The sequence below is a fragment of the Nocardia bovistercoris genome, assembly GCF_015674855.1.
Classification (GTDB): domain Bacteria; phylum Actinomycetota; class Actinomycetes; order Mycobacteriales; family Mycobacteriaceae; genus Nocardia; species Nocardia bovistercoris.
In genome coordinates, this window is sequence record NZ_JADMLG010000026.1 from 57,683 (window position 1) to 76,359 (window position 18,677).

Sequence of the window (18,677 nt, forward strand, 5' to 3'; positions counted from 1 at the left end):
GCGCCTACCGCCCGAGAGCTACCGGCTCAGAAGCGACGGGCGCCGCTGAAAGGCATCGAGTCGAGATCGGACTCGGTGACGCCGACCCCGTAGGTCGAGGCGTGGATGACCTTTCCGTCGCCCGCGTACAGGGCGGAATGGCCGCCGCCGTAGAAGGAGACGAGGTCGCCGGGCCTGAGGTCGTCGCGGGAGACGGGCACGCCCGCGGTCAGCTGGTCGTAGCTGGTACGGGGCAGTTCGACACCCGCCTGGTCGTAGGACCACTGCACGAGACCGGAACAGTCGAACACATCCGGTCCGGTGGAGCCCATGTTGTAATCGGAACCAAGTTTGCCGCGCGCCGCCTCGACGGCGACCTCACCGGAGGTTTTCACCGGTGGCGGCATGAACTCGCGGGGGATCGGTCCCGTCGGTAAGAGGAGACTCTTCGGGGGGACCACGAAGAGCAGATTCGGCCAGCTCGCCTGTCCGGTGCCCGACCCGAGGTCGACCGAGGCGGTGGGGGTTACCGGTGCCGCGGGGGCGACGGCAGCTGGGGCGAGCAGATCCAGCGGTGGTACCGCGGCCGCGAGGGCGACGAGGGCGGAGCGGACGAGTTCATCGACCGGAACAGCCTGCGCGATTTGGGCCACAGGGGCGAGTAGGCCGGACGAGGGAGCGAGGGTGGGCGCGTTCGCCTGCGCTACCGGCGCGGCGAGCGCGCCGACCGAGAGAACCGGAGCGGCATGACCGATCGGCGCGGTGGGGGCGACGGCGTCGGCCGATTCAGCCGGCGCGGCAAGCGCACCCGAGGCGAACATGCCGACCGCAGGAACCGAAGCAGCGAGAGTCAGCGCATTCACCGCAGTAACCGGCGCGGCAAGCGCACCCGGGGCGAACAGACCGACCGCGGGAACCGGGGCGAGAGAGAGCGCATTCGCAGCAGCGGCCGGCGCGGCAGGCGCGACCGAGGCCAGCAGGCCGACCGCAGGAACCGGGCCAGCGAGAGAGAGCGCATTCACCACAACAGCCGGCGCGGCGGGCGCGACCGAGGCCAGCAAGCCGACCGCAGGAACCGGGGCGAGAGAGAGCGCATTCGCGGCAGCGGCCGGCGCGGCGGGCGCAATCGAGGCGAGCAGGTCGATCGGGGGAATCAGAGCGGCCGGGCTGACTGCGGTAGCCGGGCCGAACAAGCCGGTGGGGGTAGCCGAGGCGGCGGGGGTGGCCGGGGTGACCGAGGCGATCGCGGGGCGTAGGCCGGGGATCGCGGGGGCGCGGTCGTGAGTGCGGATGGAATCCGTTCGGGGGGCGAAGTTCTCGACCATCAAGGTGTCGGGCTGGTCGAGAGGGGCCGGGCCGAGTGGCTCGAGATGCCACAGGGGCGGAACGGATCCGAGCACGGTGGGTGAGAGGCCGATCGCGGAGATCAAGGAGGTCATCAGCTTCGGGTCGATGGTGATGCCGTGGAAGCCGGGTCGTGCGCCGAGGTCGACAGCGCGGCTCACCGGTGCGCCCCGGTTCGGGGGCGTGGGCGACTCGGCGGTGAGGTTCGGCTCGGTCACGGTGTGGGATGCGGGCGCGTCGATCGAGGCGGGGGTGGTCAGGTCGGACTCGGGTCCGGTCGTGTCACCGGGCTGGGCCGGATCGGCACTCTTCAGCGTCACACTTCGAGCCGCGATCGGCTTCGCGCCGCCCGTACTCGCACCACTCGGACCAGCGCCTTCGCTGGAGCGGGGCGCGGTGGATGTGCCGTCGGAGTTCGGTGCGGTGCCATCAGGCGTTCCGCCGCGCGGTGCGGGCGAGCTGTTGTTCGGTGTGGTGTCGGAGGGGCCGGTCGACTTCGGGGCCGGTGACTGGCCGTCGGGGTCCGTGGGGTAGGTGAATCCGGGGACGTCCGCGAAGGGGAAGATCTTGCTGAACTCCGACAGCAGTTCCGATCCGAGCGAGGGGACGCCACCGCGCTCGACTCCGGCGCCCGGTGTGGCGGGGGTCGGCTCGTCGGTCGGTGACGGCGGAAAGAATCCGGGGGCGACTTCGAAGCTGTAGTCGCTGAACGGCACCGTGAATTCGGGAAGCAGATCGAATCCTGTGCCCTGGGCTCCGGGATCCTTGGTCGTGCCGCCTGGGGCGGTGCCGGTTCGCGGCGCGGGCTCGACGTCCGGGGTGACCGCGAATTCTTCGGCGACCGTGACCAGCGGGATGACGTGCGCGACGGTCGGCTGCGCACCGAATCGCATTTCGGCGACTATCGGATTACGTGCCGGAATTTCGGATTTCGGAAATTCTATTCGACCAGGTGACGCTTTGAATTCCGGCGCAGCTATGGCGGGAAATGCGTTACGAAGGGGCAGAACGATCGAATCGGGAATTTCGACGGCGCCGACGCCGGGCACGTCGACCGGTTCGGCCGATGCACGCCCCTCGGTCAGCAGCAGGGTTCCGAGGGCGGCGGCTGCGACGCCGATCGTGAAGATGATCGTGCGGCGCAGCCTGCGAGTAGATCGGACGTCTTCGGGTGCTGCCATTGTTCGGTCCTCCGATGCTCAGATCGACGGCCGATGGCGGACGTTCGGTGTTCACCACGGCCTTCGAATTGTTTCGAAAAACATCACGGTGATCTGATCGGTCCAGCGGATCCGAGCGCCCATCTTTCGGCAGATCCCGGCGCGAAGCAAAGGCAAACACACCGAATTATGATAACGAACAAATAAAGAATTAACGACGGTAATAACATCGCTATTGTCGAGAAATTGCCCCGCGATGCAATGAATCGCGCCGCGGGGCAATTCCGATCAGACGGTGAGCTGCTCCTCGATCTGCTGGGCGAGCGTGCGCAGGCGCGCGGCGAATTCGCGCGCGGCGACGGGATCTTCCCCCGACCCTTTGACGACCCGCCTGCTCAACGCCGCCAGACGCGACTCCACCGTGGTGAACAAATCTGCCGCGCGCTCCCCCGCCCCGTCGCCGACCTCGCCGCGCAGCCACGCTTGCAACCGCTGCCGCACCTCCATCGCACCGCACCGTTCGGGCAGTACCGACACCGCTTCGCGCAGTTTCACGGCGGTGACCTTCACATCGGGGGCGTCGGCCAGCGTCGTGTACACGGCGACCGCCGCGTCCTCACCGTATTCGGCCGCCACCGGCAACAATTCGCGCACCTGCCCCTCGTTGATGGCGGGCGCGACCGGGTGCAGCCTGGCCGCCAACGGCCACGCGCGAATCAACTTGTGCGCGTACGACCTCTGCATATCCCAGCGCTGTTCCACGTAGTCGTCGAAATTGGCGTGCTCGCTGCGGTAGAGGCGGCCGTCACGCACGATCTGCAGCGCGCGCCCGGCCGCCCAGAACGCGATACGCAGACTGTCGATGGAGGATTCACACGCGGCGAGCTGACCTTGTTCGCGCGCGTCGAGCGGGCCGTCACCGCCGGATTCGGGCAGCGGCATGGTCAGCACATCGGGCGCTCGCGGCGCCTCGACCGGTTCCGCACGCCACCTGGCGTCCCGCAACGGCGACACCGCGGGCGTGTGTTCGGCGCTGTCCGACAACGGATTCGCCGCGGCGCCGATCGAACCCTTCCTGCGTTGGGGAGGCATCAGGCGGGCACCTCCACGGCCGCCCGATACGGGCTGACCAGCTCGTCGCCGACCTGCCGGTACTCCCCCAGATCCTCGATCGGATTCTCGGCGCCCTCACCGACCTCGCCGTCCGCGGCTTCGCGGTACCACTTCCACGCGCTGAGATAGCTGCCGAACACGTCGTAGCCCGCGTCCTCCAGATTCCCGCGCTGCGAACGATATTCGGTGGAGACGTTGACGCCCTTCTTCATGGTGACGGGCACCTTCGTCATGAGCACGCGCACGCGGATCTCGCGCCCGCTGCCCGCTGCGGCCTCCTCCGCGGCGCGATAGGTGCTCGGGACGCGCTTGACCTCCGACGGGCTCACGCTCGTCAGCAGGATCAGCTCGTCGCTCACCGGGATCGCGGCCTTGAAGATCTCCGCCGACTCACCGCCCGCGTCGATGATCACGACATCGAAGGATTTCGCGTTGTCGGCGACGCAATCGTGCACGTGCCGCGACGGGAAGGCGATGAGCTGGAACGGGACGCCGACCCCGGCGGCCGTCAACCGGCGATACCAGGAGTAGCCGGTCTGGCTGAGCGGATCGGCGTCGATGACGAGCACCCGCCGTTCGTGCACCTGCGCGAAATAGGAGGCGAGGAAGAATGCCGAAGTGGTCTTGCCGACACCGCCCTTGAGATTTCCGAGGGTGATCACGAGCGGTTCGGGCAGTTCGAGTGGTGCGACAGAATTCGTCATGAACAATCCTCCGTGGTGAGGAGTGCGTGAACCGTGCGCGGTCAGTCTGGCACGGGGAACTCGGGTAGCCGATGATTCGCCACACGTGGGCCGATGGGTCGGCGTGCCGCGTGTGCGCTCGCGGGAAGCACGATGGCGCACGATACGACCGGATCTCCGCGCGATCACCGCCACGAGGCTCCGCACGCGTCAGCCTCGGTCCGAGAGCCGACGCGGCCGAACGTTCTTCGCGCGGAAGGAGCCGAATATGCGCGTACACGATATGCGCGTACACGATATGCTTGCTTCAGGCAGCTCGCGACACGACCGCGTGACAGACCTCTCGGCACGCCACCGGATGAATCGCTCACCGTCGAGCTCGCCCCGCCTCCCGAAGCGTGTCCAATTGGACACAGCACCCACCGCCAGGAATTTTTACCGAAATATCAACTAGCACAACATATTAGAACAACCTACAGCGCCGTCCCGGCATCCGCGCGCCGAGCCGTCCACTGCCTGATGATCCGCGCGACCTCGTGCGGACGCTCGAGGTTCGGCGAATGCCCCGCACCGGAGACGATTTCGACCGTCGCACCGGCGGCGCGGTACCTGGCGACGGTGCGGTCGACGTCGTACAGCTGGTCACGATCACCGTGGATCACCAGGCACGGCTTTCCCAGGGCACGAACCTGCGCGTCGAGCGGGTCGGCGGCGAGGCGGGCTTTGCGTTCGGCGAGAACCACCCGGTACATGCCGGGACTCATGGCACGGTGGTCGAGAAGCGGGCGGTTCGGGTCGGCGAAGGCATTGTCGAGGGGGAATCCGGGAGCGACACTCGCGCGCACGGCGAAGCGGACGACCGCAGGCGGGGCGAAGCGGTGCAAGAGGGCGCCGAGCACCGGCATGGCCATGATCTCGCCACCAACCGGCAGATTCGCGTAGCTGTAGTCGGGCGCCTGGCCGATGATCGCGACCTCACGCACCCGATCGCCGCGCCGGGCCAGTTCCAGGACGACATCCGCGCCGAAGGAGTGGCCGACGGCGAGCACGTCGGTGATGTCGAGGAAGGCCAGCGCCGAGTCGATGGCGGCGGCCTGGGATCGCGGATCGAGTCCGGCGTGTCCGCCGGTGCGTCCGTGGCCGCGCAGATCGACCCTGATCACCCGGTATTCGGCGGCCAGCAGGTTCGCGAGCTCGTCGAACCAGTGCGACGAGCCGCTGAATCCGTGGACGAGCAGAATCGGCGCACCACGATCCGGCCCGTCGAGGCGGACATACATCGCGGGCGCCATGAGGGCCGTCGCGGTCGGGGAAGCGGCGTCGTCCGCGGATATGGTCACTTGTCCATGATGACGCGGAACCGCGCACATGTCCGCCCGACCCAGCTTCCGAACACCGCGTCATAGTCGAGCGGAGCGCCCGATCCACTCGGAAGCAAGCTGTACCTACGACCGCTGACCTCGCCCTGCCGAGCCGACTGCGCTGAAAATAGTTGCTACACAACCGATTCGACTGTCACGGTTTCATAACGGTCCCGTGGGGTACTCCGAGAACATGGCAGACACGGATGAGCGACCAACCCGAATCGCAGGTGTCGAGGTCGGTACTGCCGTGCTGTCCTCGGTGTCCTGCCTCGCATTCGCCATAGCCGTCGCGGCGCTGACCGGGTCCGCCGGACTCACCTTGCTCGCCGTGTCGAGTCTGCTGGTGGGGATCATGGTGGCGCTGTCGATCCTGCCCAGCGAGAGGTAGGCACGAGCGGGGGCGGTTCCCGATTGTGAGGTATCCCCGCTCGGGCGCACATCACACTCGGCGTGTCGGGTGGGGCCGTAAGGTTGGCGGACATGGTGGCGCCCGAACTCTCCAAGCTCATCCAGTCCGTCGTCGAGGACTATCTGGTCGACGGCGAACGGCGATACGACCGGGCCCAGGTGGCCGAGCGGTCGGGGGTTTCACCGCAGGTGTCGCGCAAGTTGTGGATGGCGCTCGGGTTCCCGGCGCATCAGGACGATGCGGTCGAGTACAACGACCACGATGTGGAGGCGGTGCGGCGGTTCCGGGGGTTCAAGGTCGTCGCGGAGTCCGATATGCGCCAGCAGGCGTCGGCGGCGCGGGCCCTCGGCCTGAGCATGGCGCGACTGGCCGAATGGCAGGCCGATCTGATGTTCGCCGAGATCACGGCGCGCGTCGAGGCCGCGGTGGCCGAGGATTCGCTCACCGATCAGGAGAAGATCGCGGAGCTCACCCTGACCGCAACCCGCGACACGATCGAGGCGGTGTCGCAGCTGCAGATGTATGTGTGGCGGCGCCATCTGGCGGCGGCGCTGTCGCGTTCACTCGACGGCGGCACGGCCGAGGACTCCACAAGGGAGATCGCGGTGGGTTTCGCGGATATGGTCGGCTACACCCGCCTGACCAGGCATCTACATCCCGACGAGCTGTCCATGCTGCTCGAGGCGTTCGAGTCGACCACCACGGCGGCGATCACCGAGAACGGCGGCTGGGTGGTCAAGAACGTGGGCGACGAAGTGATGTTCGCCGCCGAGACCGCGGCCGAGGGCGCGCGCATCGCGCTGGCTATCCAGGAGTCGACGATGGTGGTCGGTGGCACTCCGGAACTGCGGGTGGCGCTCGCCTACGGACCGGTTCTGCAACGGCTCGGCGACCTCTACGGTTCGGTGGTCAACATGGCCTCGCGCCTCACCGGCGTCGCGCGTCCCGGCACCATCCTCATCGATGACGGCGCGGCGGCCGAGCTGGCCGACGACCCGGAATTCGACGTGCAGAACCTGCGCAGCGTGCGTGTGCGCGGATTCAACCGCCTCCGCCCGCATCTGCTTCGGCCCAAGGAGTGACCGACCACGTGGACCTCACCTGGGCGCGGTTGCGCGAGCGCTACCTGGTCGCGGGCGACGACGCGATCGTGGCGCTGAACAAGCCCGTCGGCATCTCGGTGACCGGGGAACGCCACGACACCGACATCGTGGAACTGGCCGCGGCCGACGGTGTGACGCTGTATCCGGTGCACCGGATCGACAAGGTGACGTCGGGACTCGTGCTGCTCGCCACCGATCTCACCGCCCACGGCGAGTTGACCAGGCAATTCAACAAGCAGACCGCCGACAAGCGCTACCTGGCCGTGGTGTCGGGCGCCGATCTGCCCGATCGCGGGACGATCGACCTGCCGTTGAGCGTCGGGCGCAAGAACCGGGTGCGGATCGCCGCGCCGCGCGAGGCCATCCGGTCGGCCGACGACGAATCGGGGGCGCGGCGCTGGTATGTGGAGGACGGCGATCTGCTCGCCGCCAAGCACTATCCCTCACTGACCGAGTTCGCGACGCTGTTCCGCGACGCGGACCGCGCGGTATTGGCCTTGCGGCCGGTCACCGGGCGGCGGCATCAGATTCGCGTGCACCTGGCGTGGATCGGGCACGAGATACTCGGCGACCCGCTGTTCGACCGGTCCGACACCTTCGAGCGAACCTATCTGCATTCGTGGCGTCTCGGCCTGACGGCGTCGTGGCGCAAACCCCCGGCACTCGATGTGGACGCACCGCCCGGAGCGGACTTCTGGCACCCGGTGCCGGCTGCGGGCACGGACATCCTGGACGGCGTGAGCGACTTCATCGAAGTGAATCAGATCACATAACGCTCGATGTCCGCGCGACCGTGGCGAGGCTCACGACGACGGTCAATACCCAGGTCAACTAGCCTGTATGGGTGCGCTGACGCGAGCCGCGCGCACTCTGACGCAATGGAGCGATCCCCCAGAGAAAGCGAACGCCGATGATCCTGGTGGCTCAGGTCAGCGATACCCACTTCGATCTCGGCATCCGCAATACCGAACGCGTCGAAACGGTGATGCGCTTCCTCGGCGAACTCCGCCGCCGCCCCGACGCCATCCTCGTCACCGGCGACGTCACCGAATCCGGCAAACCCGAACAGTACGCCGACGCGCGCACCGCCCTCACCACCGACATCCCCGTCTACGCCATCCCCGGCAACCACGACGACCGCGCGCACTTCCGTGCCATGCTGCTCGACCAGCCCGCCTCCGACGAACCCATCAACCAGGTGCGCAGGATCGGTGGCAGCACGGTGATCCTGCTCGACTCGACCGTGCCCGGCGAACCGGGCGGACGGCTGTGCGAGACCACCTACGAATGGTTGCGCGAAGCGCTGGACGCCGCGCCTGCCGACACACCGATCCTGCTCGCCCTGCACCACCCGCCCGCGCGGCTGTCCAGTCCGGTGGTCGACGAGATCGCCCTCGCCGAACCGGAACGCCTCGCCGAAATCGTGGCGGGTGACGACCGCATACTCGCGGTGCTGAGCGGGCACGCCCACTCCCCCGCCGCCACCACCTTCGCGGGACGTCCGCTGCTGATCGCGCCGAGTACCGCGTCCGTGCTCGGCGGTGCGTGGGAGCTCGAAATGCCGCACCGGGTCATGGATTACGCGCCGGATCCGGCGATCGCATTACACGTCATCGACGAATCCGGCCGTCTCACCACACATTTCCGCTCGGTGTCGATGGCGGGCCGGGTGACTGTTCAACCGATCTGAGCTCAGCGGCGCGCGATGCGGCCGCGGCGGTATGCGGCGGGTGTGGCGCCGGTCCAGCGTTTGAAGGCGTAGATGAAGGTCGAGGATTCCGCGTAGCCGAGTCGGATCGCCACATCGCTGACCGAAAGCGGTGTGGCGGTGAGCATTTCCTCGGCGAGGGCGCGGCGCACCTCGTCGAGGAGTGCGCGGTAGCTGGTGCCCGCGGCGTCGAGGTGGCGGCGCAGGGTTCGGGTGCTCATGTTCAGATCGCGTGCGACGGTGTCGATTCCGGCGGGTGCGGCGAATCCGTCGGCGTCGCCCGGTACCAGCAGTTTGCGGACCTCGGCGGCGATGCCGGTGCGGGCGCGGCGGCGGTCGACCAGATCACGGCACTGGGCGAGGCACATGGCCCAGGTGTGCTCGTTGGCTTGCGGCAGTGGCTGATCCAGGATTTCGGGATCGATGGCGAACAGGTTGTGCGGTCTGCCGAAGCGCGGCCGCACCACGGTGACCTCGGCGATCCGATCGGCGTAACCGGGATCGGCGAAGTTGAATTCGGCTCGGACGAGCGGAAGTTGGCGGCCGATCAGGTCGCTCATCACGCGGTTCATGGCGGTCACGTCGCGTTCGACCAGGAATCGGCGCACGTCCGGCGGCACCGATTCGTCGTGCACGTGCGCCACGAATTCCCCGTCGGACCATTCGGCGACCGGGAGGCAGAAGGTGAAGCTCAGGTCGAGGTAGCGCAGGGCGAAGGTGATGGCCTCGCTGAGCGTCGGGCTGCTGACGCAGGCGAATCCGAAGATGCCGAAGGTCGTGATGCGGTAGCGCAACCCGATCTCGACCCCGAGGGCCGGGCGCTCGCCGAGTGTGGCGACCAGATTGCGGATGACGGCGAGTTCGGTGTGCGCGTCGATCTGGGCGTCCGGGTCGTGCAGGGTGGCCTCGGCCAGGCCGCTGCCCGCGAGCATCCGCGCCGGAGGCACCCCGCATTCCTGCGCGTACGCGACCATCAGGGCCACGCTCGCGATTCCGCGCGGAAAGTCCCAGTCGCGGATTCCAGGATCCACCACCCGCTGCATGCCGCCATTATGGCCGAAATTGTCGATCACCACGCGCCTCCCCCTCGCAACTCCCTCGTCACGCAGCGTGCCGGGAATGCCGCGCCGACCTCGGCCTGTTCGCGGGGCCGGCAGACTTGACCCGTGAGCGAACTCCCCAGTGCCACGGGAACCGCACCCGTCGATGCGCGCGGACCGCTACGCCCGATCGAGCTGGCCACCGGCGCGGTGCTCGGCGGGGTCACGGTCGGGCTGATCACCGTCGGTTCGGTGATCCCGTTCGCGGCGGCGCTACAGCTGGTGGCCGCGGTCCCGATGGGGATGCTCGCGCATCGCTACCGGCCCCGCACCCTGGTCACGGCCACCGTCGCGGCCACGCTGGTGACCTTCGTCGCCGCGGGTGTCATGCCCGCGCTCGGTGTGATCGCGACGGCGACCATCGGCGGGATCATCGGCGGGGTGAAACGGCGCGGCGGCGGGCCGCTCGCGGTCCTCGGGCTTTCGCTGCCCGCCGGGCTGCTGTGGGCCGGGTTCTCCGTGGGATCGCTACTGGTACTCGGCCGCACCAGGGAACTGCTGTTCGACAGCATTCGCAATACCGCCGAGGGCGTGCAGCGGCTCGCGGCGCGGCAACCGCAGCTGGAACCGCTCGGCCGGGCGGCCTCCGATCTCACCGAATTCGTGCTGCGCTGGTGGTGGGCGGTGGTCGGCGGCGGCGTCGCGCTCGGCGTCGTCGTGAGCGCGCTGGCGTCCTGGTGGATTCTCGGGTCGGTGCTGGACCGGCTGGCGTGGCTGCCGAATCGGGACCGGCTCGCCGCGCCCGCCGACGACCGGCCGATCCAGCCGCTGCCGGTCACCCTGCACGGTGCGGGTTTCCGCTACCCCAACGCCAAGCTCGACGCGCTCACCGATATCGACCTGACGGTGCGGGTCGGGGAATTCGTCGCCGTCGTCGGCCACAACGGGTCCGGGAAATCCACGCTGACCAGGCTGCTCGCCGGGCTGCCGCCGACTTCGGGCGCGGTGTCGCGGCCCGGTTCGGCCGGGCTCGGCCATGTCGGCGGCACCGCGCTGGTGCTGCAACGTCCGGAGAGTCAGACGCTCGGGGTGCTGGTCGCCGACGACGTGGTGTGGGGGCTGCCCGCCGACGTCGCCGCCGAGGTCGATGTGGAAGCGCTGCTCGGCGAGGTGGGGCTCGCCGGCATGGGCGGGCGGGAGACGGCGACGCTCTCGGGCGGGCAGCAGCAGCGCTTGGCGGTGGCCGCCGCGCTCGCGCGCCGTCCCGCGCTGCTCATCGCCGACGAGGCCACCTCCATGATCGACCCCGAGGGCCGACGCGAACTGGTCGGGCTGCTCGCGGAGCTGCCCGCGCGGCATCCGATGGCGGTGGTGCTGGTGACCCACCACGAGGCCGATGCCGCCGCGGCACACCGGGTGGTGCACCTGGCCGGTGGGCGTGCGGTCGATCGACTGCCCGCCTGGCCGCGTCCGGCGCGCGACGCCCGCCGCCGACCCATGGGCCCGGTGGTGCTGGAACTGCGCGGTGTGCGGCACACCTACAACCGGGGCACGCCCTGGGAGGCGCCCGCCCTGCACGGTGTCGATCTCGCGGTGCGCCGCGGTGAGGCGCTGCTTGTCGTCGGCGGCAACGGTTCGGGTAAATCCACGCTGGCCTGGATCATCGCGGGACTGATCCGGCCGTCCGAGGGCAAATGCGAACTGTCGGGGAAATCCGTCGGCGGTCAGTCCGGCCGGGTCGCGCTGGCCTTCCAGCATTCGCGGCTGCAATTGCAGAAGCAGACCGTCGGCGAGGAGATCGCCGATTGGGGTGGGCGCTCGACCGGATCGGGTGCGGTCGGCCGGGCCATGGACGCGGTCGGGCTGGATCGCGGACTCACCGCGCGTTCCATCGAGGAACTCAGCGGCGGGCAGGCCAAGCGGGTGGTGCTCGCGGCCATGGTGGCGGGCCGCTCGCAGGTGGTCGTGCTGGACGAGCCGCTGGCCGGGCTCGATCCCGGCGGTCGCGCCGATATCGTGGAATTGCTGGCCCGACTGCGGGATTCGGGCCTCACCTTGATCGTCATCTCCCACGACGTGGCGGACATGTCGGCCGTGTGCGACCGCACGGTGCACCTGGAGGCGGGCCGCATCCTGGAGAGTCAGCCGGCCGCCGATGCCGCGCCGGTCGCCAGACCGGCGCCGTTCGCCCGTCCCGGCGACGCCGCGCTGCGCTTCGACAACGGAGGTCACCGATGAGCACCGTGTTGCTTCGCCAGGTTCCGGTCTCGAGTCCGGTGCACGATCTGTGGGCGGGCACGAAGATGATCGGCGCGTTCCTGATCAGCGCGCTGCTCGTGGTCTGGCCGTCCTGGACGGTGCTCGGGGCGATGGTCGTGTTCCTGGTGGTCGTCGGCGTCGTCGCGCGGCTCCCGCTCGGCACGCTGCCTCGGCTGCCGTGGTGGTTCTGGGGGCTGATCGGCCTCGGCGCGCTGATGAACCTGCCGGTGGGCGGCGCGGCGGTATTGCGCTACGCCCAGGTGGTGGTGTTCGGGTTGATCCTGGTCGCGGCCTCTTTCATGATCGCGTGGACCACGCCGATGGGCGATATCGCACCCGCGCTGGCCACCATGGGCGCGCCGCTGCGGCGGTTGCGGATTCCGGTGGACGAGTGGGCGGTCGTGGTCGCGTTGACGCTGCGCGGGCTTCCGTTGCTGCTCGAGGAGATCCGGGTGCTGCGGGCGGCGCGCAAGCTTCGACCCAAGGACGGCGTGCTCGACCGGGCCGCGGACAGTCCGCTCATCGATATCCTCACCGCGGCGATGGCGGTCGCGACCAGGCGCGCGACCGAACTCGGCGAGGCGATCACCGCGCGCGGCGGTACGGGCGCGCTGACGGCCCATCCGAGTTCTCCCGGTCGGCGTGACGCCGTGGCGGTGGGTGCGGTGGCGCTGGTCTGCGCGGGGTCGGTGGCGCTCGATTTGCTGATCTGACGCGAGAGTCCGGGATTTGCCCCCGAATTCGGGGGCACGCCCGCCGTGCGGACGCTAAACTGAGATCTGAAACATTGATATTCCAATGATTCGCGGTACGCGTGGCCCACCGAGGCCGACCTGATGAGGATTGGACACCCGGATATGACCCTCCGCACCGTCGCCGCAGCCACCTTACCGCTGGCGGTCGCACTCACCGTCGGCTCCGGCGTCAGCCACGCGCAGCCATCGACACCCGACATCCGGTACGAAACCCACCTGGTCGGCAACTCGATCATCACCACGCTCACCGACGGCACCTTCCGCGTCGTCGACGATCACGTCACCATCGAGGACGCGGCGGGCAATCCCGTCACCTCGCTGCCGCTGTCGTTCCGACAGGACGGACTCGAATTCCCGCTGCCGCACCGGGTACTCGACAACGGCACCGTGCTCGAGCTCACCGCCGTGCGGGATTTCGAGAAGGCACGCCCCGTCAAGGTGCAGCCGGTCGCCTCCGCGATCGAAAACCTGCGCGCACAAAGCAATTTCGAGACCCGCTTCGGCATCGCGACCGCTGTCGGCACCTTCATCGGCACCGCACTCGGCGGCGCAGTCGGCCTGATCGGCTTCCTCGCGGGCGGACTCGGCATCGCCACCGTGGCCACCGGCGCCGCGATCGGCGGCATCATCGGCACCGTCGTGGTCGGCGGCCCGGCGCTGCTCATCGCGGGCATCGAAATGCTCAACACCTTCGCCGCGGCGCCGAACACGACGCAGTGGGCGGACAAGCCGCGCGCGGCCAACTGACGGATCGGCCGGTCGACCGGTCGCCGCTTGCGAGGCGACCGGTCGATGCCCTCAATCCTGTTGGCGGATGGCCTTCTTCGCGGCGTCCTGCGCGGAATCGACCTTGTCGGCGTACTTGCTCTCGGTCTTCTGATCGACCAGGTCGCCCGCCTTGTCGATGGCCGTGTCGACCTTGTCCGCGTGCTGCTGGGCCAGATCCTTGGCCTTGTTCGCCAGATTCTTGAAGTCCATCGCGTACTCCCTCGTGCTCGTGGCTCTTGCGTATCGAACCGCGTGTCAACGATACCCAGCCCGCTACGACGCGGCATCCGCCTCGCCGAGCCACGCCGGATGCCACAACCTGCCGGTCTCGGTCCAGTTCATGAAACGCACGGTGGCCTCGACGCGCGGGGTCACCCAGACCGCCTCCTTGCGCTCCTCGGCGGTGAGTTCGTTGTGGAACGGACTCGTCGCGCGCTCGGACCCGCCGAGTCGGCGCGCCAGATCGCGCATGTCGGCGTCGCCGAATCCGGTGCCGACCCGGCCGACGTAGTACAGCTTGCCGTCGTAGCGGATACCGACCAGCAACGACTTGAAGTCCCGCACGTCGCTGCGCCGCCACCCGCCGACCACGACCCGCTGCACCCGCCAATTGCGTTCCTTCACCCACGCGTGCCCGCGCTTGCCCGGCAGATACACCGAGTCCTTGCGCTTGGCGACCACACCCTCCAGCCCGTGGCGCAGGCTGTACTCGAGCGCCGCCTCCCCCGGTCCGTCCAAGCGCGGCGGCACCACCATGGACGGCGAATTCGCGGCGAGCGCCTCGAGCACCCGCCGCCGGTCGGTGTAGCGCTTGCGGATCAGCGACGTGCCGTCCAGGTGCAGCACGTCGAAGGCGACGAAGACCGCGCGGGCCGGGTCGGCTCGCAGCAGGCCGAGGTTGGCCACGCCGTGATCGTCGAAGACCACCGCCTCGCCGTCGAGCACCACGCGGTGCGCGGACAACTCCTTGGCCAGCGTCGCGAACGACGGGTAGCGCGCGGTCAACACATTGCCCGCTCGACTGCGTAAAGTCAGTGCGCCACCGTCGATTTCGGCGATGAGGCGGAAACCGTCCCATTTCGTCTCGAAGCACCAGTCGCCGCCGTCAAGGTCGGCGATATCGCCCGGTGTCGCCAGCATGGGTGTGAGCCCGCGGGGAAACGGCGCGGCGCCGTTCGCGCGCGGACGCAGGATTCTCGGCTCGACCTCCGCGCTCGGCTCCGGCTCCCGATGCTCGCGCATCAGATGCATGAGCCACTGTTTGCCATTGGTCCTGATGAACGCGTAGCGCCCGGTGAGCCGGTCGCCGTGGAAGGTGACGATGACCTCGTCCGCGCGCCACTTCTCGGTCTCGTAGGTGCCGCGGTCCCAGATCGTCATCTCGCCCGCGCCGTACTGGCCGCGGGGAATCGCGCCGTGGAAGTCCAGGTACTCCAGCGGATGGTCCTCGGTGTGCACCGCCAAACGGTTCTGGTCGGGGCTGGTCGGCGGGCCTTTCGGCACCGCCCATGACACCAGGACGCCGTCGCGTTCCAGGCGCACATCCCAGTGCAGGCGGCGGGCGTGATGCTCCTGCACCACGAAACGGTCACCGGGGCCCGATATCGGCGCGGTCGACGGCACCGGTTCCGGGGTGCGGGTCGGGTCGCGCATCGACCGGTACTTCGTGAGCGCGTCGGGCGGGGTCTCGGCGGTGCGGACGGGCGGGTCGAGGTCGGCGAGCAGGTCGCCGTGATCGGCGAAGCGGGCGAGCACCTCGTCGAAATGCAAGTGCCGCAGGTTCTTCCGGTCCTCCAGCTCGTCCCAGGTGCGCGGTGCGGCGGCATTGGGCTCGGCGCGGCCGCGCATCGAATACGGCGCGATGGTGGTCTTGGCCGGATTGTTCTGACTCCAGTCGAGGAAGACCTTGCCACCGCGCACCGATTTCGCCATGGTCGCCGTCACCAGATCGGGGTGCAACTTCTCCAGATTGGCGGCGACCTGTTTGGCCACCGTCGACGCGCCGCCCGGGCTGAGCGCGCGCGTCAACGGCACATACAGGTGAATGCCCTTGCTGCCGCTGGTCACCGGGAAGGCGCGCAGCCCGATCTCCTCGATCATCTCCCGCACCAGCAGCGCGACCCGAGCGCATTCGGCCAACCCGGCACCAGGCCCCGGATCGAGATCGAAGACCAACCGGGTGGCCGCGCCGCGCTCGTCGCCGTCGAAACGCCACTGCGGCACATGCACTTCCAGCGCCGCCTGCTGACCGATCCAGGCGAGTCCGGCTTCGGAATCGATCACCGGGTACACCACGCGGCGGTCGGAATGTTCGACCCCGTGCCGCTCGATCCAGGACGGCGCGTGCGCGGGCAGATTCTTTTCGAAGAACGACGGCTCGTCCACACCGTTCGGCCAGCGTTTCCTGGTCACCGGGCGACCCGCGATATGCGGCAGCATGGCCGACGCGATCGCCGAGTAATAGGCGATGACCTCGCCTTTGGTGGTACCGGTGGCCGGGTACAGCACCTTGTCCAGATTGCTCAGCTCGACATCGACGCCCCGGCCGTCGGGGCCTGCGAATTCACGGCGGGACATACCCGCCGCGCCTCAGCCGCGCTTACCCGGATGCTCGGGCGGCACGACCTTCTTCGCGGCCTGCTTGCCCTTCTCGATCTTGTCGGAGTACTTGCCGCCGGTCTTCTGGTCGATGAACGCGCCCGCCTTGTCCACCGCCTCGTTGATCTTCGGAGCGTTCTTCGACGCCGCGTCCTTGCCTTTACCGACCAGGTCCTTGAGGGTGTCTGCCAGACTCATGCCGTCGTTCCTCTCGTCGGAGCACGGGTTCGAACGGTGTGCGTGTCACCCCATATTCTCCCACCAGGAATCATCCGGTGCGAGGGCTGCGAACGTATCGGGGGCGATACGCTCCCCCGGCATCGGCACGGCCACCCTTGTGCCCGCCGCGCGCGCGGCCTCCACCATCCGCCGCACCGGCTCCGACCAGCCGTGGAAGGCCAGGTTGAAGGTGGCCCAATGGATGGGCACGAGCACACCGTGGCCGGGATCGCCGACGCACAGGTCGGCGTGCGAACGGACCGCCTCCTCCGGATTCATGTGCACATCGGGCCAGTGCGCGTCGTAGGCGCCGATGGGCAGCAACGTCAGGTCGAAAGGCCCGAGCGCCGCGCCGGCCTCGGCGAACGCCTTCGTATACCCGGTGTCGCCGCCGAAGTAGACCCGGCGCGTCGGCCCGACGACCGACCAGGACGCCCACAGGGTGGTGTTTCGCACGAGTCCGCGGCCGGAGAAATGCCTTGCCTCCGAACAGGTGAGGGTGAGATCGGCGCCGTCGCGTTCCCGACCGAGCGCGGCCAGCGATATCGAAGCGCCCCAATCCAATTCGACGATCCGGTGCTCGGGCACACCCCAGTGGCGCAGATGCGCGCCGATGCCGAGCGGGACCAGGAACGGCGTGGACTGGCTGTCGACCAGCGCCTTGATCGTCGCCTTGTCCAAGTGGTCGTAATGATCGTGGGAGATGATCACCGCGTCGACCGGCGGCAGATCGGCCAGCGGCGCGGGCACCGGATGCAGGCGCGCCGGACCGACCAGCGGCGACGGCGAGACCCGCGTACTCCACACCGGGTCGGCGAGAATCCGGTATCCGTCCACCTCGATCAGCGCCGACGCGTGCCCATACCAGGTGACCGCGAGATCGGCGGCCCGCTCCGGCACCTCGGGGGTGCGCAGCGGCACCGGCTTGTGCGGACGGCCGACACCGCGTTTGGTCAGTGCCGAGTACAGCAGTCCCGGCGCGGCGCCCGCCACCATCTGACTGCTCGGCTCGGTGTTGTGGAACTGGCGGTCGCGGTAGGTCGACGCGCCTGCCGCATAGGGCTGGATCGCCGAGATCGACGCGCCCATGGCCGACGGGATATCCCAGACCGCGCGCACCACCCAGGTGACGCCGAGGGCGCCCGCCGCGACACCGAGGAGCCTGCGCGCGCCCTTCAACACGGCCTTACCCGTCATCGTGCCCGTCCTCACTTCCTCTATCGGCGCTGCCTTCTATCGGCGCTGCCTTCTATCGGCGCTGCCTTCTATCGACGCTGTCCCGCTATCGACGTCCTTGCTGTCGACGTCCTCGCTATCTGCCGACGAATTTCGCCGAACGCCGCTCCTGTCTGGCCAACCGGCCCTCCTCTGCATCCGCGCTGCTCCACGCGGCTTCCAGCGCCGCACGCTGATGCTGAGGCTCGGGATCCCTCGTACCGTCGTCATTGAATACCAGTTTGAGGTGACGCAATGACAACGGCGCGAGCTCGGCGATGGATTTCGCCCACGCCTGCGCCTCGGCCAAGCCGCCGATGCGGTTGGCGAAGCCGAAAGAGTACGCGTCCTGCGCCGACACCGACTCCGCGCCGAGCAGCACGGTGCGCGCCGGACCGCCGCCGATGATCGAGACCAGGCGGCGCACCGTCCACCGGTCCACCGTGATACCCAGTTTGGCGGCCGGGATCGCGATGTAGGCATCGGGGGCGATGACCCGCAGATCCGAGGCGAGGGCCAACTGCACGCCCGCGCCGAGCGCGCCGCCGTTGATCGCCGAGATCACCGGGACCGGGACCGACTCGATGGTGTGCAACATCTCGAGCAGCGCGGACAGGAAAGTACCGGCGTAGACGCCCGACAGGTCGGCGCCCGCGCAGAAGAGCGGGCCGCGCCCGGTTATCACGATCACGCGCGCGCCATCGGCCACCGCGCCGATCACGGCCTCGCGCAGCAGATTCACCAGTTCCTCGTTGAGCGCGTTGCGGCGTTCCTCGCGCTGTAGCTCGATGGTGACCACATCACCATCACGATCGATCCCGAGCATGCCTTCTCCTGCTGTGTCTATGGCGTCGCCTTCGGCGCCGCGGGTTCGCGGCCCTTCAGGTCTCGCGTCCGAGCGGTCGATACTCGCGCCTGCGGCGCATTGTCTCGACCGCTCGGACGCGAGACGCCCGCGAA

At 68.7% G+C, this 18,677-nt stretch carries 17 protein-coding genes; 7 read left to right on the forward strand and 10 right to left on the reverse strand.

The window, feature by feature from the left end:
• Positions 1-26 precede the first annotated feature (26 nt).
• From IT779_RS35500 to IT779_RS35515, 4 genes are all read right to left on the reverse strand, one after another.
• Positions 27-623 (reverse strand): C40 family peptidase, encoded by a 597-nt coding sequence (locus tag IT779_RS35500; RefSeq protein ID WP_408637826.1) that lies wholly within the window; start codon positions 621-623, stop codon positions 27-29.
• A 2,148-nt stretch (positions 624-2,771) separates the two neighbouring features.
• Positions 2,772-3,575, reverse strand: a complete 804-nt coding sequence (locus IT779_RS35505) for a hypothetical protein (RefSeq protein ID WP_196153875.1) — start codon at positions 3,573-3,575, stop codon at positions 2,772-2,774.
• Positions 3,575-4,300, reverse strand: a complete 726-nt coding sequence (locus IT779_RS35510) for a ParA family protein (protein ID WP_196153876.1) — start codon at positions 4,298-4,300, stop codon at positions 3,575-3,577. Before IT779_RS35510 ends, IT779_RS35505 begins: the two co-directional genes overlap by 1 nt.
• Before the next feature lie 452 nt (positions 4,301-4,752).
• The gene (locus IT779_RS35515) at positions 4,753-5,619 is read right to left on the reverse strand and encodes an alpha/beta fold hydrolase (RefSeq protein ID WP_198429297.1); all 867 of its coding nucleotides are present in this window, start codon (positions 5,617-5,619) and stop codon (positions 4,753-4,755) included.
• Positions 5,620-5,833: 214 nt separating this feature from the next.
• On the opposite strand from IT779_RS35515, the gene IT779_RS35520 reads away from it, so the two are divergent.
• From IT779_RS35520 to IT779_RS35535, 4 genes are all read left to right on the forward strand, one after another.
• Positions 5,834-6,031 (forward strand): hypothetical protein, encoded by a 198-nt coding sequence (locus IT779_RS35520; protein ID WP_196153877.1) that lies wholly within the window; start codon positions 5,834-5,836, stop codon positions 6,029-6,031.
• A 92-nt stretch (positions 6,032-6,123) separates the two neighbouring features.
• Positions 6,124-7,134 (forward strand): adenylate/guanylate cyclase domain-containing protein, encoded by a 1,011-nt coding sequence (locus tag IT779_RS35525; protein WP_196153878.1) that lies wholly within the window; start codon positions 6,124-6,126, stop codon positions 7,132-7,134.
• An 8-nt stretch (positions 7,135-7,142) separates the two neighbouring features.
• A complete protein-coding gene (locus tag IT779_RS35530; protein ID WP_196153879.1) occupies positions 7,143-7,928 on the forward strand; it encodes an RluA family pseudouridine synthase in 786 nt (261 codons plus the stop codon).
• A 137-nt stretch (positions 7,929-8,065) separates the two neighbouring features.
• Positions 8,066-8,845, forward strand: a complete 780-nt coding sequence (locus tag IT779_RS35535; protein ID WP_196153880.1) for a metallophosphoesterase — start codon at positions 8,066-8,068, stop codon at positions 8,843-8,845.
• A 2-nt stretch (positions 8,846-8,847) separates the two neighbouring features.
• Here IT779_RS35535 and IT779_RS35540 read toward each other — a convergent pair whose 3' ends face one another.
• A complete protein-coding gene (locus IT779_RS35540) occupies positions 8,848-9,936 on the reverse strand; it encodes an AraC family transcriptional regulator (protein WP_332839109.1) in 1,089 nt (362 codons plus the stop codon).
• 93 nt (positions 9,937-10,029) lie between these two features.
• On the opposite strand from IT779_RS35540, the gene IT779_RS35545 reads away from it, so the two are divergent.
• From IT779_RS35545 to IT779_RS35555, 3 genes are all read left to right on the forward strand, one after another.
• Complete coding sequence (locus IT779_RS35545; RefSeq protein WP_196153881.1) at positions 10,030-12,141, forward strand: ABC transporter ATP-binding protein; 2,112 nt, start codon at positions 10,030-10,032, stop codon at positions 12,139-12,141.
• A complete protein-coding gene (locus IT779_RS35550; RefSeq protein ID WP_196153882.1) occupies positions 12,138-12,875 on the forward strand; it encodes an energy-coupling factor transporter transmembrane component T family protein in 738 nt (245 codons plus the stop codon). The genes IT779_RS35545 and IT779_RS35550 overlap by 4 nt, the downstream gene beginning before the upstream one ends.
• 144 nt (positions 12,876-13,019) lie before the next feature.
• Positions 13,020-13,664, forward strand: a complete 645-nt coding sequence (locus tag IT779_RS35555; RefSeq protein WP_196153883.1) for an ammonium transporter — start codon at positions 13,020-13,022, stop codon at positions 13,662-13,664.
• 51 nt (positions 13,665-13,715) lie between these two features.
• On the opposite strand, the gene IT779_RS35560 is transcribed toward IT779_RS35555, so the two are convergent.
• The 5 genes from IT779_RS35560 to IT779_RS35580 form a co-directional block, all read right to left on the reverse strand.
• Positions 13,716-13,895, reverse strand: coding sequence for an antitoxin (locus IT779_RS35560; protein ID WP_196153884.1), 180 nt, complete (start codon positions 13,893-13,895; stop codon positions 13,716-13,718).
• A 63-nt stretch (positions 13,896-13,958) separates the two neighbouring features.
• Positions 13,959-16,262 (reverse strand): ATP-dependent DNA ligase, encoded by a 2,304-nt coding sequence (locus tag IT779_RS35565; RefSeq protein ID WP_196153885.1) that lies wholly within the window; start codon positions 16,260-16,262, stop codon positions 13,959-13,961.
• A gap of 12 nt (positions 16,263-16,274) precedes the next feature.
• Positions 16,275-16,481 carry an antitoxin gene (locus tag IT779_RS35570; protein ID WP_196153886.1) on the reverse strand — a complete coding sequence of 69 codons (207 nt, stop codon included), beginning with the start codon at positions 16,479-16,481 and terminating at the stop codon, positions 16,275-16,277.
• Positions 16,482-16,526: 45 nt separating this feature from the next.
• Entirely contained in the window at positions 16,527-17,699 is a 1,173-nt protein-coding gene (locus IT779_RS35575) for an MBL fold metallo-hydrolase (protein ID WP_196153887.1), read from the reverse strand.
• 115 nt (positions 17,700-17,814) lie between these two features.
• Entirely contained in the window at positions 17,815-18,543 is a 729-nt protein-coding gene (locus IT779_RS35580) for an enoyl-CoA hydratase (protein WP_196153888.1), read from the reverse strand.
• Positions 18,544-18,677 lie beyond the last annotated feature (134 nt).

Excerpts from the sequence above, each read along its gene's own strand:
- IT779_RS35555 (WP_196153883.1), top strand. The coding sequence starts at position 13,020 with ATGACCCTCCGCACCGTCGCCGCAGCCACCTTACCGCTGGCGGTCGCA.
- IT779_RS35520 (WP_196153877.1), top strand. The coding sequence starts at position 5,834 with ATGGCAGACACGGATGAGCGACCAACCCGAATCGCAGGTGTCGAGGTC.
- IT779_RS35535 (WP_196153880.1), top strand. The coding sequence starts at position 8,066 with ATGATCCTGGTGGCTCAGGTCAGCGATACCCACTTCGATCTCGGCATC.
- IT779_RS35565 (WP_196153885.1), bottom strand. The coding sequence starts at position 16,262 with ATGTCCCGCCGTGAATTCGCAGGCCCCGACGGCCGGGGCGTCGATGTC.
- IT779_RS35525 (WP_196153878.1), top strand. The coding sequence starts at position 6,124 with ATGGTGGCGCCCGAACTCTCCAAGCTCATCCAGTCCGTCGTCGAGGAC.
- IT779_RS35575 (WP_196153887.1), bottom strand. The coding sequence starts at position 17,699 with ATGACGGGTAAGGCCGTGTTGAAGGGCGCGCGCAGGCTCCTCGGTGTC.
- IT779_RS35505 (WP_196153875.1), bottom strand. The coding sequence starts at position 3,575 with ATGCCTCCCCAACGCAGGAAGGGTTCGATCGGCGCCGCGGCGAATCCG.
- IT779_RS35570 (WP_196153886.1), bottom strand. The coding sequence starts at position 16,481 with ATGAGTCTGGCAGACACCCTCAAGGACCTGGTCGGTAAAGGCAAGGAC.
- IT779_RS35550 (WP_196153882.1), top strand. The coding sequence starts at position 12,138 with ATGAGCACCGTGTTGCTTCGCCAGGTTCCGGTCTCGAGTCCGGTGCAC.
- IT779_RS35560 (WP_196153884.1), bottom strand. The coding sequence starts at position 13,895 with ATGGACTTCAAGAATCTGGCGAACAAGGCCAAGGATCTGGCCCAGCAG.
- IT779_RS35510 (WP_196153876.1), bottom strand. The coding sequence starts at position 4,300 with ATGACGAATTCTGTCGCACCACTCGAACTGCCCGAACCGCTCGTGATC.
- IT779_RS35580 (WP_196153888.1), bottom strand. The coding sequence starts at position 18,543 with ATGCTCGGGATCGATCGTGATGGTGATGTGGTCACCATCGAGCTACAG.